The organism is Comamonas brasiliensis, assembly GCF_018292285.1.
Taxonomy (GTDB): Bacteria; Pseudomonadota; Gammaproteobacteria; order Burkholderiales; family Burkholderiaceae_C; genus Comamonas; species Comamonas brasiliensis.
Genome location: NZ_JAANES010000001.1, coordinates 573,933 through 587,607, shown reverse-complemented (window position 1 = coordinate 587,607; position 13,675 = coordinate 573,933). Strand labels below are relative to the sequence as shown.

Genomic DNA, 13,675 nt, shown 5'->3' with positions numbered 1-13,675 from the left:
ATCATTTAGATTGTATCCAGCTGCAGGCCCTGCCAGCGCTCATACCGGGCGGCGCCTCGGCGCCGCGCAGGAGCCCCACCGAACTTCCATGAAAAAAGGCTCTGCAGAATGCAGAGCCTTTTGATTGCACTAGCAGTGCCAGGGAATCAACCCAGCCACTTGCGGGCGTTGCGCCAGACGCGCATCCAGGGGCTGAATTCGGACTTGTCGCCCGAGGTCCAGCTCATCTGCACATTGCGGAACACGCGCTCGGGGTGAGGCATCATCGCGGTGAAACGCCCATCGGCGGTCGTCACTGCGGTCAAGCCACCAGCCGAGCCGTTGGGGTTGAACGGATACTGCTCGGTAGGCTGGCCGTGGTTGTCCACATAGCGCATGGACTTGACCACCTGCTGGGCATTGCCACGGAACTGGAAGTTGGCAAAGCCCTCGCCATGCGCCACGGCGATGGGCAGACGGGAGCCGGCCATGCCTTGCAGGAACAGGCTGGGCGACTCCAGCACTTCCACCATGCTCAGACGCGCCTCGAAGCGGTTGCTCCGGTTTTGCGTGAAGCGCGGCCAATCCTGCGCACCGGGGATGATGTCGGCCAGTTCGGCGAACATCTGGCAGCCGTTGCAAACGCCCAGGCCGAAGGTGTCGCTGCGACCGAAGAAAGCCTGGAACTGCTCGGACAGACGGTCGTTGAAGGTGATGGAGCGTGCCCAGCCAATGCCCGCACCCAGGGTGTCGCCATAGCTGAAGCCGCCACAGGCCACCACACCGGCGAAGTCCTTGAGCTGCGCACGGCCGGACTGCAGGTCGCTCATGTGCACGTCCACCGCATCAAAGCCGGCTTCGGTGAAGGCGTAGGCCATTTCCACATGGGAGTTCACGCCCTGCTCGCGCAGCACCGCCACGCGAGGCTTGGCAGCCACGTTGATGAAGGGCGCTGCCACGTTCTCCTGAGGGTCGAACGTCAGATGCACATGCATGCCGGGGTCGGTGGGTTCGCCCGCCGCCGCATGCTCGCTGTCGGCGCACACGGGGTTGTCGCGTTGCTGGGTGATCTTCCAGCTCACGGCATCCCAGACCTGGTGCAGATCGGACAGGGTTGCGCCGAACACCTTGTTCGCATCGCGCCACACCTGCAGCTCGCCCTTGCCGGCGTCCACAGCGGACGAAGCAGGACGGGTCTTGCCGATGACATGGCTGCACTGGATCAGGCCATGTTCGCGCAGCACCTGCAGCACTTCGGCACGGTCCTCGGTCCTGATCTGCAGCACGGCGCCCAGCTCTTCGTTGAACAGCGCGCGCAAGGTCAGGTCTTCGCGGCGACCGGAGACCTGCTTGCCCCAGTTCTTGCCTTCGCCGCTGTCCATGCGGCTGTCGGAGATGCCGTCGCCTTCGGTGATCAGCATGTCCACATTCAAGGCCACGCCCACATGGCCGGCAAAGGCCATTTCGGCGGCCGTGGCCAGCAGGCCGCCGTCGCCCCTGTCGTGGTAGGCCAGGATCAGTCCCTTGGCGCGCAGTGCATTCACTGCATCCACCATGGCGATCAGATCCTTGGGGTCGTCCAGATCGGGCACTTCGTTGCCCGACTGATTGAGCACCTGACCGATGATGGAGCCGCCCATGCGCATCTTGCCGCGGCCCAGGTCGATCAGCACCAGGGTGCTGTCCTCCACCTCGGCGTCGAGCTGGGGCGTGAGCGTGGTGCGCACATCGTCGATGGCGGCAAAGCCGGTGATGATCAGGCTCACGGGCGAAGTGACCTTCTTGGTCTGGCCGTTCTCGCTCCACTGGGTGCGCATGGACAGGGAGTCCTTGCCCACGGGAATCGAGATGTTCAGCGCGGGGCACAGCTCCATGCCCACGGCCTTGACGGTGGCGTACAGCGCAGCGTCTTCACCGGCTTCGCCGCAGGCGGCCATCCAGTTGGCCGACATCTTCACCTTGGACAGCTCGATGGGGGCGGCCAGCATATTGGTGATGGCTTCGGCCACGGCCATGCGACCCGAGGCAGGGGCGTCGATGGCGGCCAGCGGTGTGCGCTCGCCCATGGCCATGGCTTCACCCTTGAAGCCCTTGTAATCGGCCAGGGTCACGGCCACGTCGGCCACCGGCACCTGCCAGGGGCCGACCATCTGGTCGCGATGGGTCAGGCCACCGACGGCGCGGTCGCCAATGGTGATCAGGAAGCGCTTGGAAGCCACCGTGGGGTGGGCCAGCACTTCGATCACGGCCTTTTCCAGCGGCACGCCGGTCAGGTCCATGGCGGGCAGCTCGCGCTCCACGCTGGTCACATCCTTGTGCACCTTGGGCGGCTTGCCCAGCAGCACGTTCATGGGCATGTCCACGGGGAACTTCTGGTCGCCGGACTCGACCGCCGTGTCCTCCAGCACCAGCTGGCGCTCTTCGGTGGCCGTGCCGATGACGGCAAACGGGCAGCGCTCGCGCTCGCAGAAGGCCGTGAACTGCTCCAGCGATTCGGGAGCGATGGCCAGTACGTAACGCTCCTGCGATTCGTTGGACCAGATTTCCTTGGGCGACAGGCCGGACTCTTCGAGCTTGACGGCTCGCAGGTCAAAGCGTGCACCGCGCCCGGCATCGTTGGTCAGCTCGGGGAAGGCATTGGAGATACCACCGGCACCCACGTCGTGGATGGCCAGGATGGGATTCTCGGCACCCTGCTGCCAGCAATGGTTGATGACTTCCTGCGCACGGCGCTCGATCTCGGGATTGCCGCGCTGCACCGAGTCAAAGTCCAGTTCCGCAGCATTGGTGCCCGAAGCCATGGAGCTTGCCGCACCGCCGCCCATGCCGATGCGCATGCCGGGACCGCCCAGCTGGATCAGCAGCGTGCCCGCCGGGAACTCGATCTTCTTGGTCAGCTCGGAATCGATCACGCCCAGGCCGCCGGCGATCATGATGGGCTTGTGGTAGCCGCGGGTGATGTCGCCGACCTGCAGCTCGTACTCGCGGAAATAGCCTGTCAGATTGGGACGACCGAACTCGTTGTTGAACGCCGCGCCACCCAGAGGGCCTTCGATCATGATCTGCAGCGGGCTGGCGATGTGCTCGGGCTTGCCCACTTCGCTGCCCCAGAGCTTGGAGACGGTGAAGCCGGTCAGGCCGGCCTTGGGCTTGGAGCCGCGGCCGGTTGCGCCTTCGTCACGGATTTCGCCGCCGTTGCCGGTCGATGCGCCGGGGAAGGGCGAAATCGCCGTGGGGTGGTTATGTGTTTCCACCTTCATCAGCACATGGTTGGTAGCCGCCTGCTTGTGATAGCTGGGGGCGCTGATTGCGTCTGCCTTGGCATCGAACTTGGCGACAAATCGCTCGACCTCATGGCCTTCCATGATGGAAGCGTTGTCGGCATAGGCCACCACGGTGTGCTGAGGCGAGCAGGCTTCGGTGTTGCGGATCATGCCGAACAGCGACTTTTCCTGCTCCACGCCATCGATGGTGAACTTGGCGTTGAAGATCTTGTGGCGGCAGTGCTCGGAGTTGGCCTGCGCGAACATCATCAGCTCCACGTCCGTGGGATTGCGCTTGAGGTCGTTGAAAGCGTTGACCAGGTACTCGATCTCATCTTCGGCCAGGGCCAGGCCCCATTGCTTGTTCGCGGTTTCCAGCGCTGCGCGGCCACCGCCCAGCACATCCACAAACTCCATGGGTTGTGCCGCCAGGGTGGTGAACAGTTGCTCGGCCTCTGCGCGTGTCGCAAACACGGACTCGGTCATGCGGTCGTGCAGCAAAGCGGCGATCTGAGCGGTCTGCTCTGTCGACAGCTCGGGCTTGCCGCCCAGCAGGCCGGACTTCATGTCCACGCGATACTCGGTCATGCGTTCCACACGGAACACATTCAGGCCGCAGTTACGGGCGATATCGGTGGCCTTGGAAGCCCAGGGCGAGATGGTGCCCAGACGGGGGGTGACGATGAAGGCCAGGCCTTCAGCGCTGCCCGTGTAGGGGTCTCCATAAGTCAAGAGCGCCGAAAGGCGCTCTTGCAATGCGGGCGCAACTGCGCCCTCGGTGGCAACCAGGTGCACAAAGCGTGCAGATACGCCGGTGATCTTGGGGTGGATGGCGACCAGATCGGTCAGAAGCTGTTGGGCGCGGAACGAGCTCAGGGCGTTTCCACCCTCAAACTGTGTCAGATGCAATGTCACGTGGCGGCCTGTTTATGTGAAGGCTGTTGAAAAGCGTCCTGGCCAATCCCCTGCCTGAGAGGACCGGGCCAAAGCGCTGAATTCGGTGAGCCTCGTATTTTACCGTGCCTCGGGGTTAGTCCGAATGCTCACACCCACAAGCCCTGCATGTTCAAGCGCGCAATGGGATAATTGCGGCCATGAGCATCACACTGAAGACCCCCGAAGACATCGAGCGCATGCGCATTGCAGGCCGCTTTGCTTCGGATGTGCTGGACTACATCACCCCCCACATCAAGCCCGGCATCACCACCCAGCAGATCGACGATCTGTGCGCCAAGCGCATGGCCGAGCAAGGCACCAAGACGGCCTGCCTGGGCTATCAGCCTCCGGGCATGACGCCCTACCCGGCCTATGTCTGCACCTCGGTCAACCATGTGGTGTGCCACGGCATCCCCAACGACAAGCCTTTGAAGAAGGGCGATATCGTCAATGTCGACGTGACCATCATCACCGAAGACGGCTGGTTCGGCGACAACAGCCGCATGTTCATCATTGGCGAAGGCACGATTGCGGCAAAGCGGCTATCCAAGCTGACCTTCGAGGCCATGTGGAAGGGCATTGCCCAGGTCAAGCCCGGTGCCACGCTGGGCGATATCGGCCACGCCATCCAGACCTATGCGGAGAGCAACAACCTGTCCGTGGTGCGCGAATACTGCGGCCACGGCATCGGCAAGGTGTTCCACGACGAGCCACAGGTGCTGCACTACGGCCGCCCCGGCGAAGGCGTGGTGCTGGAAGAAGGCATGGTCTTCACCATCGAGCCCATGCTGAATCTGGGCAAGCGCGACATCAAGGCCATGCCCGACGGCTGGACCGTCGTCACCAAGGACCGCAGCCTGACTGCCCAGTGGGAGCTGATGCTGGCCGTCACCAAGACCGGCTATGACGTGCTGACCTGGTCCGAGGGCTCGCCCACCCCGCCCGACTTCATCACGGCCATCCGCACCTGAGCTCACTGCTGCTGACCTGCATGCCGCATCTGGCCAAAGCCGGATGCGGCATATTTTTTGCTTGTAGACCTTGTGCTGCAAGCGCCATGCGCTCATCTTTTTGCCATCACAGGCCTCAAGCCCAAGTCAGTTGGGTTAAGGTGACGCTCAAGCACTTGCCCTGTTGAAACGCTTTTTTCTACTGCGCATGACCTCCTCTGCCCACTCCTACGTCAACTCTGCCGACGCCTCCGACCTCTCCTCGCTACAGGGCCTGCGAGAGCAATACCGCGAGGCCAAGGCCCGGCAGATGGACTTGCTGCGCAACCCCACGCTGGGCAGACGCAGCGTGCGCGGAGTGCTGCACCATTTCAGTGAACTGGCCGACGGTCTTCTGCGCACCCTCTGGCAGCGCGCGCAGATGCCGCAAGGCGCGGCCCTGCTGGCCGTGGGGGGTTATGGACGCGCCCAGCTCTTTCCCTACTCGGACATCGATGTGCTGGTGCTGCTGCCCCAAAGCAGTGCACCGCCGGCTGCGGAACTGGCAGCCAGCGTCGAGCAGTTCATCAGCAGTTGCTGGGATGTCGGCCTGGAAATCGGCTCCAGTGTGCGCAGCATTGCCGAATGCCTGCAGGAGGCTGCGCAGGACCTGACGGTACAGACCGCCATGCTGGAGTCACGCCGCATCACCGGCAACAAGGCCTTGTTTGCCGACTTCGAGCAGCAGTTCCGCGCGCAACTTGATCCCAAGGCTTTTGTCGAAGGCAAGCTGCTGGAAATGCGCCAGCGCCACGCCAAATACGACTTCACGCCCTATTCGCTGGAGCCCAACTGCAAGGAATCGCCCGGCGGGCTGCGCGATCTGCACACCATGCTCTGGCTGGCCAAGGCCGCTGGTTTCGGCAATAGCTGGCATGAGCTGGCCGAGCAGGACCTGATCACCCATTTCGAGGTGCAGCAGCTCGAATCCAACGAATCCCTGCTCAGCCTGATCCGTGCACGCCTGCATGCCGCTGCCGGCCGCCACGAGGACCGGCTGGTCTTCGACCTGCAGACCGCCGTGGCCGAAGCCTTCGGCTACCGCTCCACCACGCCGGAGGGCCGCAAGCTGGCCATGCGGGCCGGCGAGACCCTGATGCGCCACTATTACTGGGCCGCCAAGGCGGTGACCCAGTTGTGCCAGATCGTGCGCATGAGCATCGAGGAGCGCCTGAACCCCGGCTCGCACGAACTGATTCAGCTCAATGATCGCTTCTGTGAGAAGGCCGGCACCATCGAGGTGGTCAGCGACGATCTGTACGAGCGCGATCCGCATGCCATTCTCGAAACCTTTCTCATGTATGAGCAGCATGAGGGTTTGACGGGTCTGTCGACGCGAACCCTGAGAGCGCTGTATGCCAGCCGCGATGTGATGGACAGCGCCTTCCGTCGCGACCCGGTCAATCGCGCCACCTTCATGAAGATCCTGCAGCAGCCGCGCGGCATCACCCATGCCATCCGGCTGATGAATCAGACCTCGGTGCTGGGCCGCTATCTCTGGCCCTTCCGCCGCATTGTGGGGCAGATGCAGCACGATCTGTTCCACGTCTACACCGTGGACCAGCACATCCTGATGGTGCTGCGCAATGTGCGGCGCTTCTTCATGGCCGAGCATGCCCATGAGTACCCGTTCTGCTCCCAGCTAGCCGCAGGCTGGGACAAGCCCTGGATTCTGTATCTGGCCGCCCTCTTCCACGATATCGGCAAGGGCCGAGGCGGCGATCACTCCGTGATCGGCGCCGTCGAAGTCAAGCGTTTTTGCCGCGCCCACCAGATCGACAAGGCCGATGCGGAGCTCGTCGAGTTTCTGGTGCGCGAGCACCTGACCATGAGCCAGGTGGCACAGAAGCAGGACCTGTCCGACCCCGACGTGATCCGTGCCTTTGCCGAACGCGTCGGCAACGAGCGTAAGCTCACCGCCTTGTACCTGCTGACGGTAGCCGACATTCGCGGCACCAGCCCCAAGGTCTGGAGCGCCTGGAAAGGCAAGCTGCTGGAAGACACCTACCGCCTGACCCTGCGCGTGCTGGGTGGCCGCGCCCCGGATGCCGCTGCCGAGATCGAAGCCCGCAAGCGTGAGGCGCTGGTGCAGCTGGCCCTGTCCGCCCAGCCGTTCGAGTCCCACAAGAAACTCTGGGAGACGCTGGATGTGAGCTACTTCATGCGCCATGAAGCGGCCGACATCGCATGGCATACCCGCCATCTCTCACGCCATGTGGGCCTGGGCAAGCCGGTGGTGCGCGCCCGGCGGTCGCTGGCCGGCGAAGGCCTGCAAGTGCTGGTCTATGCACCCGACCAGCCCGATCTGTTTGCCCGCATCTGCAGCTACTTTGACCGGGCCGGATTTTCCATCCTCGATGCGCGCGTGCACACGGCCAACAACGATTACGCACTGGACACCTTCCAGGTCATCGCCCCCACCATGCAGGAGCAGTACCGCGAACTCATGCACATGGTGGAGAGCGATCTGACCCAGACACTGCTGCAGGGCGGCCCGCTGCCCACGCCATCGCAAAGACGGTTGTCGCGCCGCGTCAAAAGCTTTCCATTCGCTCCGCGCGTCATCCTGCGCCCCGATGAAAAAGCCCAGCACTGGCTGCTGTCCATCTCCGCGTCAGACCGCGCCGGCCTGCTCTACATCATTGCCCGCATCCTGGCCCAGCACCATATCAGCGTGCATCTGGCCAAGATCAGCACCCTGGGCGAGCGCGTGGAAGACACCTTCCTCATCGAAGGCCCTGAACTGCAGGACAACAGCAGCCAGTTGCGCATGGAAACCGAGCTGCTCAAGGCCCTGGCCCAACCCGGTTGAACCGGGCCCGGCAATTCGGGCTTTAGTTTGATGATTCGCTGCCGATAAGCAGTCACCACTACTACGGAAAGCCCATGCAGCTAGCCTCCAATGAAGTTGCGGCATCGCCGCCCACCACACGCAGTGGCCTGTTTCATATGCCGTTGTTTCGGCCCGGCACCGAGGTCACTCAAAATGGCCGACGCGAAATCGTCAGCCATGTCATCCTGCGCAGACGCGAACTGATGGTCTACCTCCGAGGTCACGACGACCCGGTCAAGCCCGATCGCCTGAGTCTTGCTCCCACGGTGTTCACCACCGAACGCCGGCCCGAACCGCTGACCTGGTTTCTTTGATCCGTCAAAGCAAGAAAGCCGCTGAGCTCATGGCATCAGCGGCTTTTTCTATGGAACCCGGCTGTCAGCCCAGCTTGGCCTGGGCATTGGCCATGACCTGGCCCAGTTGCACCGGCGCCGCCGGCTGCCACTGCGGATTGAACTGCAGACCTGCAGCCTGGGGAAACAGCATGACCACCGTGGAGCCAAGCTGAAAGCGGCCCATCTCCTCGCCGCTGGCCAGCGTCACCGCTTCGTCACCTTCGTAATTCCAGGTCTTGATATGGCCTGGACGCGGAGGATTGATCAGGCCATGCCACACCGTGGCCATGCTGCCCACGATCGTCGCGCCCACCAGCACCAGCACGAAGGGCCCATGATCGGTATCGAAGACGCAGACCACGCGCTCGTTGCGCGCAAACAGGCCGGGTACGCCACGTGCAGTCACCGGGTTCACCGAGAACAGATCGCCTGGCACATAGGTCATGCTGCGCAGCTTGCCGGCACAAGGCATATGAATGCGGTGATAGTCGCGCGGACTCAGATAGATAGTGGCAAAGCTGCCGTTATCAAACTGACGCGCCAGAGTCGCATCCCCTCCCACCAGGGCAGTCGCACTGTATTGATGCCCCTTGGCTTGAAAGATCTGCTCGCCTTCGATCCTGCCGAACTGGCTGATCGCACCATCTACCGGGCAAATCCAGTCCGCCTGCGCCAGAGGACGAACACCGTCCTTGAGTGCACGTGTGAAAAAGGCATTGAAGGTCTTGTAGGCAGCAGGGTCGGGATTGGCCGCCTCGGCCATGTTCACCTGGTAGCGCTGGATAAAGCGACGAATGACCGCCGTCGTCAATCCGCCGGCCTCGGCTTGCGCCAGTTTTCCCATCAGCGCGGTCAGCGCCTGCTTGGGCAAGAAATATTGGGAAAGTACGGCAAGTCGATCAGACACAATGGAATTTTGCTATCAAAGTTATAGAGCTGTCGAACAGGATTCTAGCCAAGACCACGGCAGCGGCGGCTGTCTTTGAGGGCTACAGGCGTTTTCCCCCATCCAGGCTACCGCCCAGGCGCTGCATCTCAATGATGCAGTCATCATGACAAAGACCCATGCGGCCGTCTCATCGCTGCGACGCTTTACCCCTTTATCAGGGCATAAGCGAAGGCGAGACGCTACAATTCCAATGTTTAGCTGAATGCTGTTTCACAGCATGGCTTGATTGGATATCGGCCTTTTGTTCGGTCTGCGCAAATAGCGCAGCGCCCTTGCCACATTGAGGCCTGAGCACTTGTACTGCTCAGGCCTTTTCCGTGGTGATGACGAGCAAGCGCCGCAACTGACCTTTTCTGAGAGATTGAACAAATGGCCAAGGAAGAACTGATTGAAATGCAAGGCTCCGTGACGGAAGTCCTGCCTGACTCGCGTTTTCGCGTCACGCTGGACAACGGTCACCAACTGATTGCCTACACCGGCGGCAAGATGCGCAAGCACCACATCCGCATTCTGGCTGGCGACAAGGTGTCGCTGGAAATGTCGCCCTATGACCTGACCAAGGGCCGCATCACCTTCCGCCACCTGGCCAACCGCGGCCCGGCGCCCACCACACCTCGCTCCAAATAAATGGCGCCTCGCCATCAAAAATTCGACACTTTCAAAAAATGAGCATTTTTTTGTAGTTAGAATAGAGGCTTCGGAGCGTAGCGCAGCCTGGTAGCGCATCTGCTTTGGGAGCAGAGGGTCGCGAGTTCGAATCCCGCCGCTCCGACCAAACGATACAAGGCCTTGGATTGAAAAATCCAAGGCCTTTTGTCTTTCCGGCTCCGAATCGAACCACACAATCTCCTGCCCCCCCGGACTCAGCAGCATGAAGATATTCGCTGCATAAGCAGATGCGCACCCGTGCGTGCGCATGTCAGCGCCTCGGACAACGGCTCGGCAGGACAATCCCGAGACCACGAGCAGATCGACACCAGCGGCAGGCCTGCATCGATCAGCGACCGATCACCCCAGCCAACGCCGCTACGCATCAGAAGGCTTCCCAGTCACTGCCCTCCATTGCAACTGCCGCTTGCCGGGCTCCAGCGATGGCTGCCGGACAGCGCAAAGCAGTAGCCTGGGGTGCAGGCTTCCCCGCAAGGTCCGGGCATCCTCGAAGACACCATGCCGCCCGCCTGCGTCACCGGTACCCTGCTTGCGACCTGGAGCTGGGTCATTGACTCAAGGTCAGACAATCTGAATACGGCAGGACTGCACCTGATTGTTCAGGCTGCTGGCAGCCGCCGCCGTTTCCTCCAGTGCGCTGGTCTGCTCTTTGGTGCGACCCGACAGGTCGTGGTTGCCGGCAGCAATCTGGGCACTTGCCGATGCCACGCCCTGGACATTGGCGCGCACGACGGTCACCGTCTCGACCAGGCTTTGCTGCATGCGCCTGAGAGCACCCAGCAACTGCCCCATCTCGTCCTTGGAGTTCACAGCGATATCGCTGCTTAGATCGCCCGCAGCCGCGCGATCGGCCACAGCCGTGACTTGCGCGATGCACACGAGGGTGTCTGCATTCGGCGCTGCATTGATGCCAATGACTGTGGTTCACACGGAAACCAAGCGATCCCGCGACGACTCCGGAGACAGTTTTCCGCCACGGCATTGCATGCATTCAAGCAAATCAGTTCGGACAGTCTGGCGCGATTGCAATTGGGATTGCAGAACTTGAGAAGCAGACATCCATGGAGGGCGGTGGAAATGGTGCTTGAGGCCCGTCCGCACTCTCCCGCTCATACCGAACCCAAAAGCAAAAATGCCTCACAAGAAAACCTGTGAGGCATTTTTTAAACTGGGGTGGCTGATGGGACTCGAACCCACGACAACAGGAATCACAATCCTGGACTCTACCAACTGAGCTACAGCCACCGTAGAAGTCTCTATTCTACTTCAGATTTTGAGCTTCAAATCAAATTTGTGAGCATCAAACGCTGAACTAGCAATGATTTCAAGGCAATGCCTCTCATCAAATAAAAACGCTCTGCGCTGCAGAGCGTTTTTCAAATCTGGGGTGGCTGATGGGACTCGAACCCACGACAACAGGAATCACAATCCTGGACTCTACCAACTGAGCTACAGCCACCGTAGAAGCATCTATTGTAATGCATAAATCAGGCTGCAAATAAACTTGAGCCTGATTTAAATGCCTTACTGAGGACGCGGCACCTTGATCTGGACCTTGAAGATCTTCTTCAGCTGATCATAGTAGGCCATGACTTCGGCCATCGAAGCCCACTGCGTGAACTGCGCCTTCTGCTGCTCCAGCACCTGGGCATCTTGCGCAGGACGCTGGGCAATGCGATTGACCTTGATCACTGCATAACCGGCATTGCCAAGATCGACACCTTCCCATGCAGGCAGGGCGTTGGTGGGAGCACGCAGTGCCGCATCCAGCACTTCACGCGGCAAGTCCTTGGCCTGATCGCGGCCCACTTCGACTGCCGCAGGCAGCTGGGCTGTTTCGGGCTTGGCCTTCCACTCGGCCATCTTGGCCTGACCCTCTTGCTTGGCCAGCTCTGCAGATTGATGTGCAACGTAGAGCTGCTTGAGCTTGGCACCCACCTCATCCATGGACTGAATGTGGGCAGGAGCGTAGCTCAGCACCCGGCCGGCCACCAGATTGCTGGGAGCCAGCTCCACGGCATCGGTATTGCGCTTGTTTTCCAGAGAGTCAGCAGAGAACAGTGCCTCCAGGAAACGCTTGTTGGCCAGAGGACCTTGCGCACCAGGGGCAGGCTCGCGCGTCACGTTCTCGGCCTTTTGAATGCTCAGCTTGAACTTCTCGGCTACCGGCTGCAGGCTTTCAGACTGCTCGTAGACAGCGTTGGAGAAAGCCTCGGCCACCTCCGCAAACTTGCGCTGGGCCTGCTGTTGCTTGAGGTCTGCTTCCAGCTTGGAGCGCATTTCCTCGAACGTGGGCACTTTGGGCTGCTTGATGCCGGTCAGCTCGATGATGTGGAAACCGAAATCGGACTCCACCACATCGCTGATCTCGCCGTCCTTCATCTTGAAAACAGCTTCTTCAAAGGGCTTGACCATGGCATCGCGGCCGAAGTAACCCAGGTCACCGCCATTGGCAGCAGAGCCGGGGTCCTGCGAATTGGCCTTGGCCACCTGGGCAAAGCTCTTGGGATCCTTGCGCACCTGCGCCAGCAGCTGCTCTGCCTTGGCCTTGGCTTTTTCACGCTCTGCAGCGGGAAGATCCTTGGCCGCATTGATCAGGATGTGGCTGGCACGACGCTCTTCCGGGCCTGCAAGACGGGCCGCATTTTCCTTGTAATAGGTGCGCAGATCGTCTTCGCTCAGAACAATGCTCTTCTCTACCGTCGCCAGATCCAGTTGCACGTATTCCACGGTGGCAGCCTCGGGCTGCTTGAACTGGCTGGTGTGCGATTCATAGAAAGCCTTGAGTTCGGCTTCCGTGGGCTGCACCTTGCCCGCGAAGGCGCTGGCATCAAAACGGGCAACCTGAATTTCGCGGCGCTGATACAGAGCATCCATGGCCTGCTGCAGTTGTGCGGCAGTCGTGAAGCTGGTCGAGGACACGGCACCGAGCACCTGATTCAGAGCCAGTTCGCGGCGCAGATTGGCTTCAAATCCTTCGGGAGTCATGCCCTGCGAGCCCACCAGAGCCTTGTAGGCTTCGGCATCCAGCGAGCCATCAGGCTTTTGCAGGGAGGCAATCGCGGGAATTTCACGCAAGGTGCGCACCAGTTGTGCATCGGGCGTTGTCAGGTGCATCTTGGTGGCAGCAGCCGCCAGCACGCGATCACGCACCAGCTTCTCCAGCGTGGCATAGCGCGCCTCCGGAGAATCGAGCAACTTGGCATCCATGGACGGGTTCTGCGCACGCAGGCGATCACTTTCAGCCCGGTGAGCGTTGTCCCAGTCCTGCTGGGTGATGTCATGCCCATCCACACGAGCCACAGTCTGGCTGGACTCGGTGAAGTAGTTCTGGTTGACCCCGACAAAAATGAAAGAGGGAATGATCAGCAAGAACAACAAGATCATCACGAACTTGGAATGCTTGCGGATGGATTCGAACATGGTCAATCTTTCTGCGGCAGCAAAAATAAAGGCGAACTTGCGTTCGCCTCATTAACAATGGTGAAAGCCGTGCGACCCGCTTGCGCCACCGACCGGGCCTCTACAGGGCACTGATGCTCTACAGAACTGCCATCCAACCTCCACCAACAGGGTTAGGCTAATCCTGTCCATTCTAACTGCCAGCTTTTCCATTGCCGCTGTAGAGCCAGTGCATCTTGCGCAGAAATACCCTGAACAATCGTCATCTGCCGGCAGCAGCAACGCCAAAACGCAAAAAATGCTTAGAAATCTCTAAGCCT

8 protein-coding genes and 3 tRNA genes are annotated in these 13,675 nt (G+C 61.0%); 5 read left to right on the top strand and 6 right to left on the bottom strand.

Annotation, left to right across the window (positions count from 1 at the left end):
- Nucleotides 1-146: 146 nt before the first annotated feature.
- Nucleotides 147-4,157, bottom strand: a complete 4,011-nt coding sequence (gene purL / locus DJFAAGMI_RS02675; RefSeq protein WP_211455832.1) for a phosphoribosylformylglycinamidine synthase — start codon at nt 4,155-4,157, stop codon at nt 147-149.
- 179 nt (nt 4,158-4,336) lie between these two features.
- Here purL and map point away from each other — a divergent pair, with 179 nt between their 5' ends.
- From map to DJFAAGMI_RS02660, 3 genes are all read left to right on the top strand, one after another.
- A complete protein-coding gene (gene map, locus DJFAAGMI_RS02670; RefSeq protein WP_043004397.1) occupies nt 4,337-5,149 on the top strand; it encodes a type I methionyl aminopeptidase in 813 nt (270 codons plus the stop codon).
- Nucleotides 5,150-5,336: 187 nt separating this feature from the next.
- On the top strand, nt 5,337-7,979 hold the full coding sequence (locus tag DJFAAGMI_RS02665; protein WP_249333722.1) for a [protein-PII] uridylyltransferase: 2,643 nt from the start codon (nt 5,337-5,339) through the stop codon (nt 7,977-7,979).
- Between the two features lie 74 nt (nt 7,980-8,053).
- Complete coding sequence (locus tag DJFAAGMI_RS02660) at nt 8,054-8,314, top strand: hypothetical protein (protein ID WP_003056528.1); 261 nt, start codon at nt 8,054-8,056, stop codon at nt 8,312-8,314.
- Between the two features lie 64 nt (nt 8,315-8,378).
- On the opposite strand, the gene asd is transcribed toward DJFAAGMI_RS02660, so the two are convergent.
- Entirely contained in the window at nt 8,379-9,242 is an 864-nt protein-coding gene (asd, locus tag DJFAAGMI_RS02655) for an archaetidylserine decarboxylase (RefSeq protein WP_211455830.1), read from the bottom strand.
- A gap of 411 nt (nt 9,243-9,653) precedes the next feature.
- Here asd and infA point away from each other — a divergent pair, with 411 nt between their 5' ends.
- A complete protein-coding gene (infA, locus tag DJFAAGMI_RS02650) occupies nt 9,654-9,911 on the top strand; it encodes a translation initiation factor IF-1 (protein WP_003056533.1) in 258 nt (85 codons plus the stop codon).
- A gap of 71 nt (nt 9,912-9,982) precedes the next feature.
- Nucleotides 9,983-10,059: transfer RNA gene (locus tag DJFAAGMI_RS02645), tRNA-Pro, on the top strand.
- Nucleotides 10,060-10,514: 455 nt separating this feature from the next.
- Here the strand turns inward: DJFAAGMI_RS02645 and DJFAAGMI_RS02640 are convergent.
- The 4 genes from DJFAAGMI_RS02640 to DJFAAGMI_RS02625 form a co-directional block, all read right to left on the bottom strand.
- Complete coding sequence (locus tag DJFAAGMI_RS02640; protein ID WP_419095583.1) at nt 10,515-10,832, bottom strand: HAMP domain-containing protein; 318 nt, start codon at nt 10,830-10,832, stop codon at nt 10,515-10,517.
- Between the two features lie 290 nt (nt 10,833-11,122).
- Nucleotides 11,123-11,198, bottom strand: a tRNA-His gene (locus tag DJFAAGMI_RS02635).
- 138 nt (nt 11,199-11,336) lie between these two features.
- Nucleotides 11,337-11,412, bottom strand: a tRNA-His gene (locus tag DJFAAGMI_RS02630).
- Nucleotides 11,413-11,477: 65 nt separating this feature from the next.
- Complete coding sequence (locus tag DJFAAGMI_RS02625) at nt 11,478-13,376, bottom strand: SurA N-terminal domain-containing protein (protein ID WP_211455829.1); 1,899 nt, start codon at nt 13,374-13,376, stop codon at nt 11,478-11,480.
- Nucleotides 13,377-13,675 lie beyond the last annotated feature (299 nt).

Excerpts from the sequence above, each read along its gene's own strand:
- DJFAAGMI_RS02625 (WP_211455829.1), bottom strand. The coding sequence starts at position 13,376 with ATGTTCGAATCCATCCGCAAGCATTCCAAGTTCGTGATGATCTTGTTG.
- DJFAAGMI_RS02660 (WP_003056528.1), top strand. The coding sequence starts at position 8,054 with ATGCAGCTAGCCTCCAATGAAGTTGCGGCATCGCCGCCCACCACACGC.
- map (WP_043004397.1), top strand. The coding sequence starts at position 4,337 with ATGAGCATCACACTGAAGACCCCCGAAGACATCGAGCGCATGCGCATT.
- infA (WP_003056533.1), top strand. The coding sequence starts at position 9,654 with ATGGCCAAGGAAGAACTGATTGAAATGCAAGGCTCCGTGACGGAAGTC.
- DJFAAGMI_RS02665 (WP_249333722.1), top strand. The coding sequence starts at position 5,337 with ATGACCTCCTCTGCCCACTCCTACGTCAACTCTGCCGACGCCTCCGAC.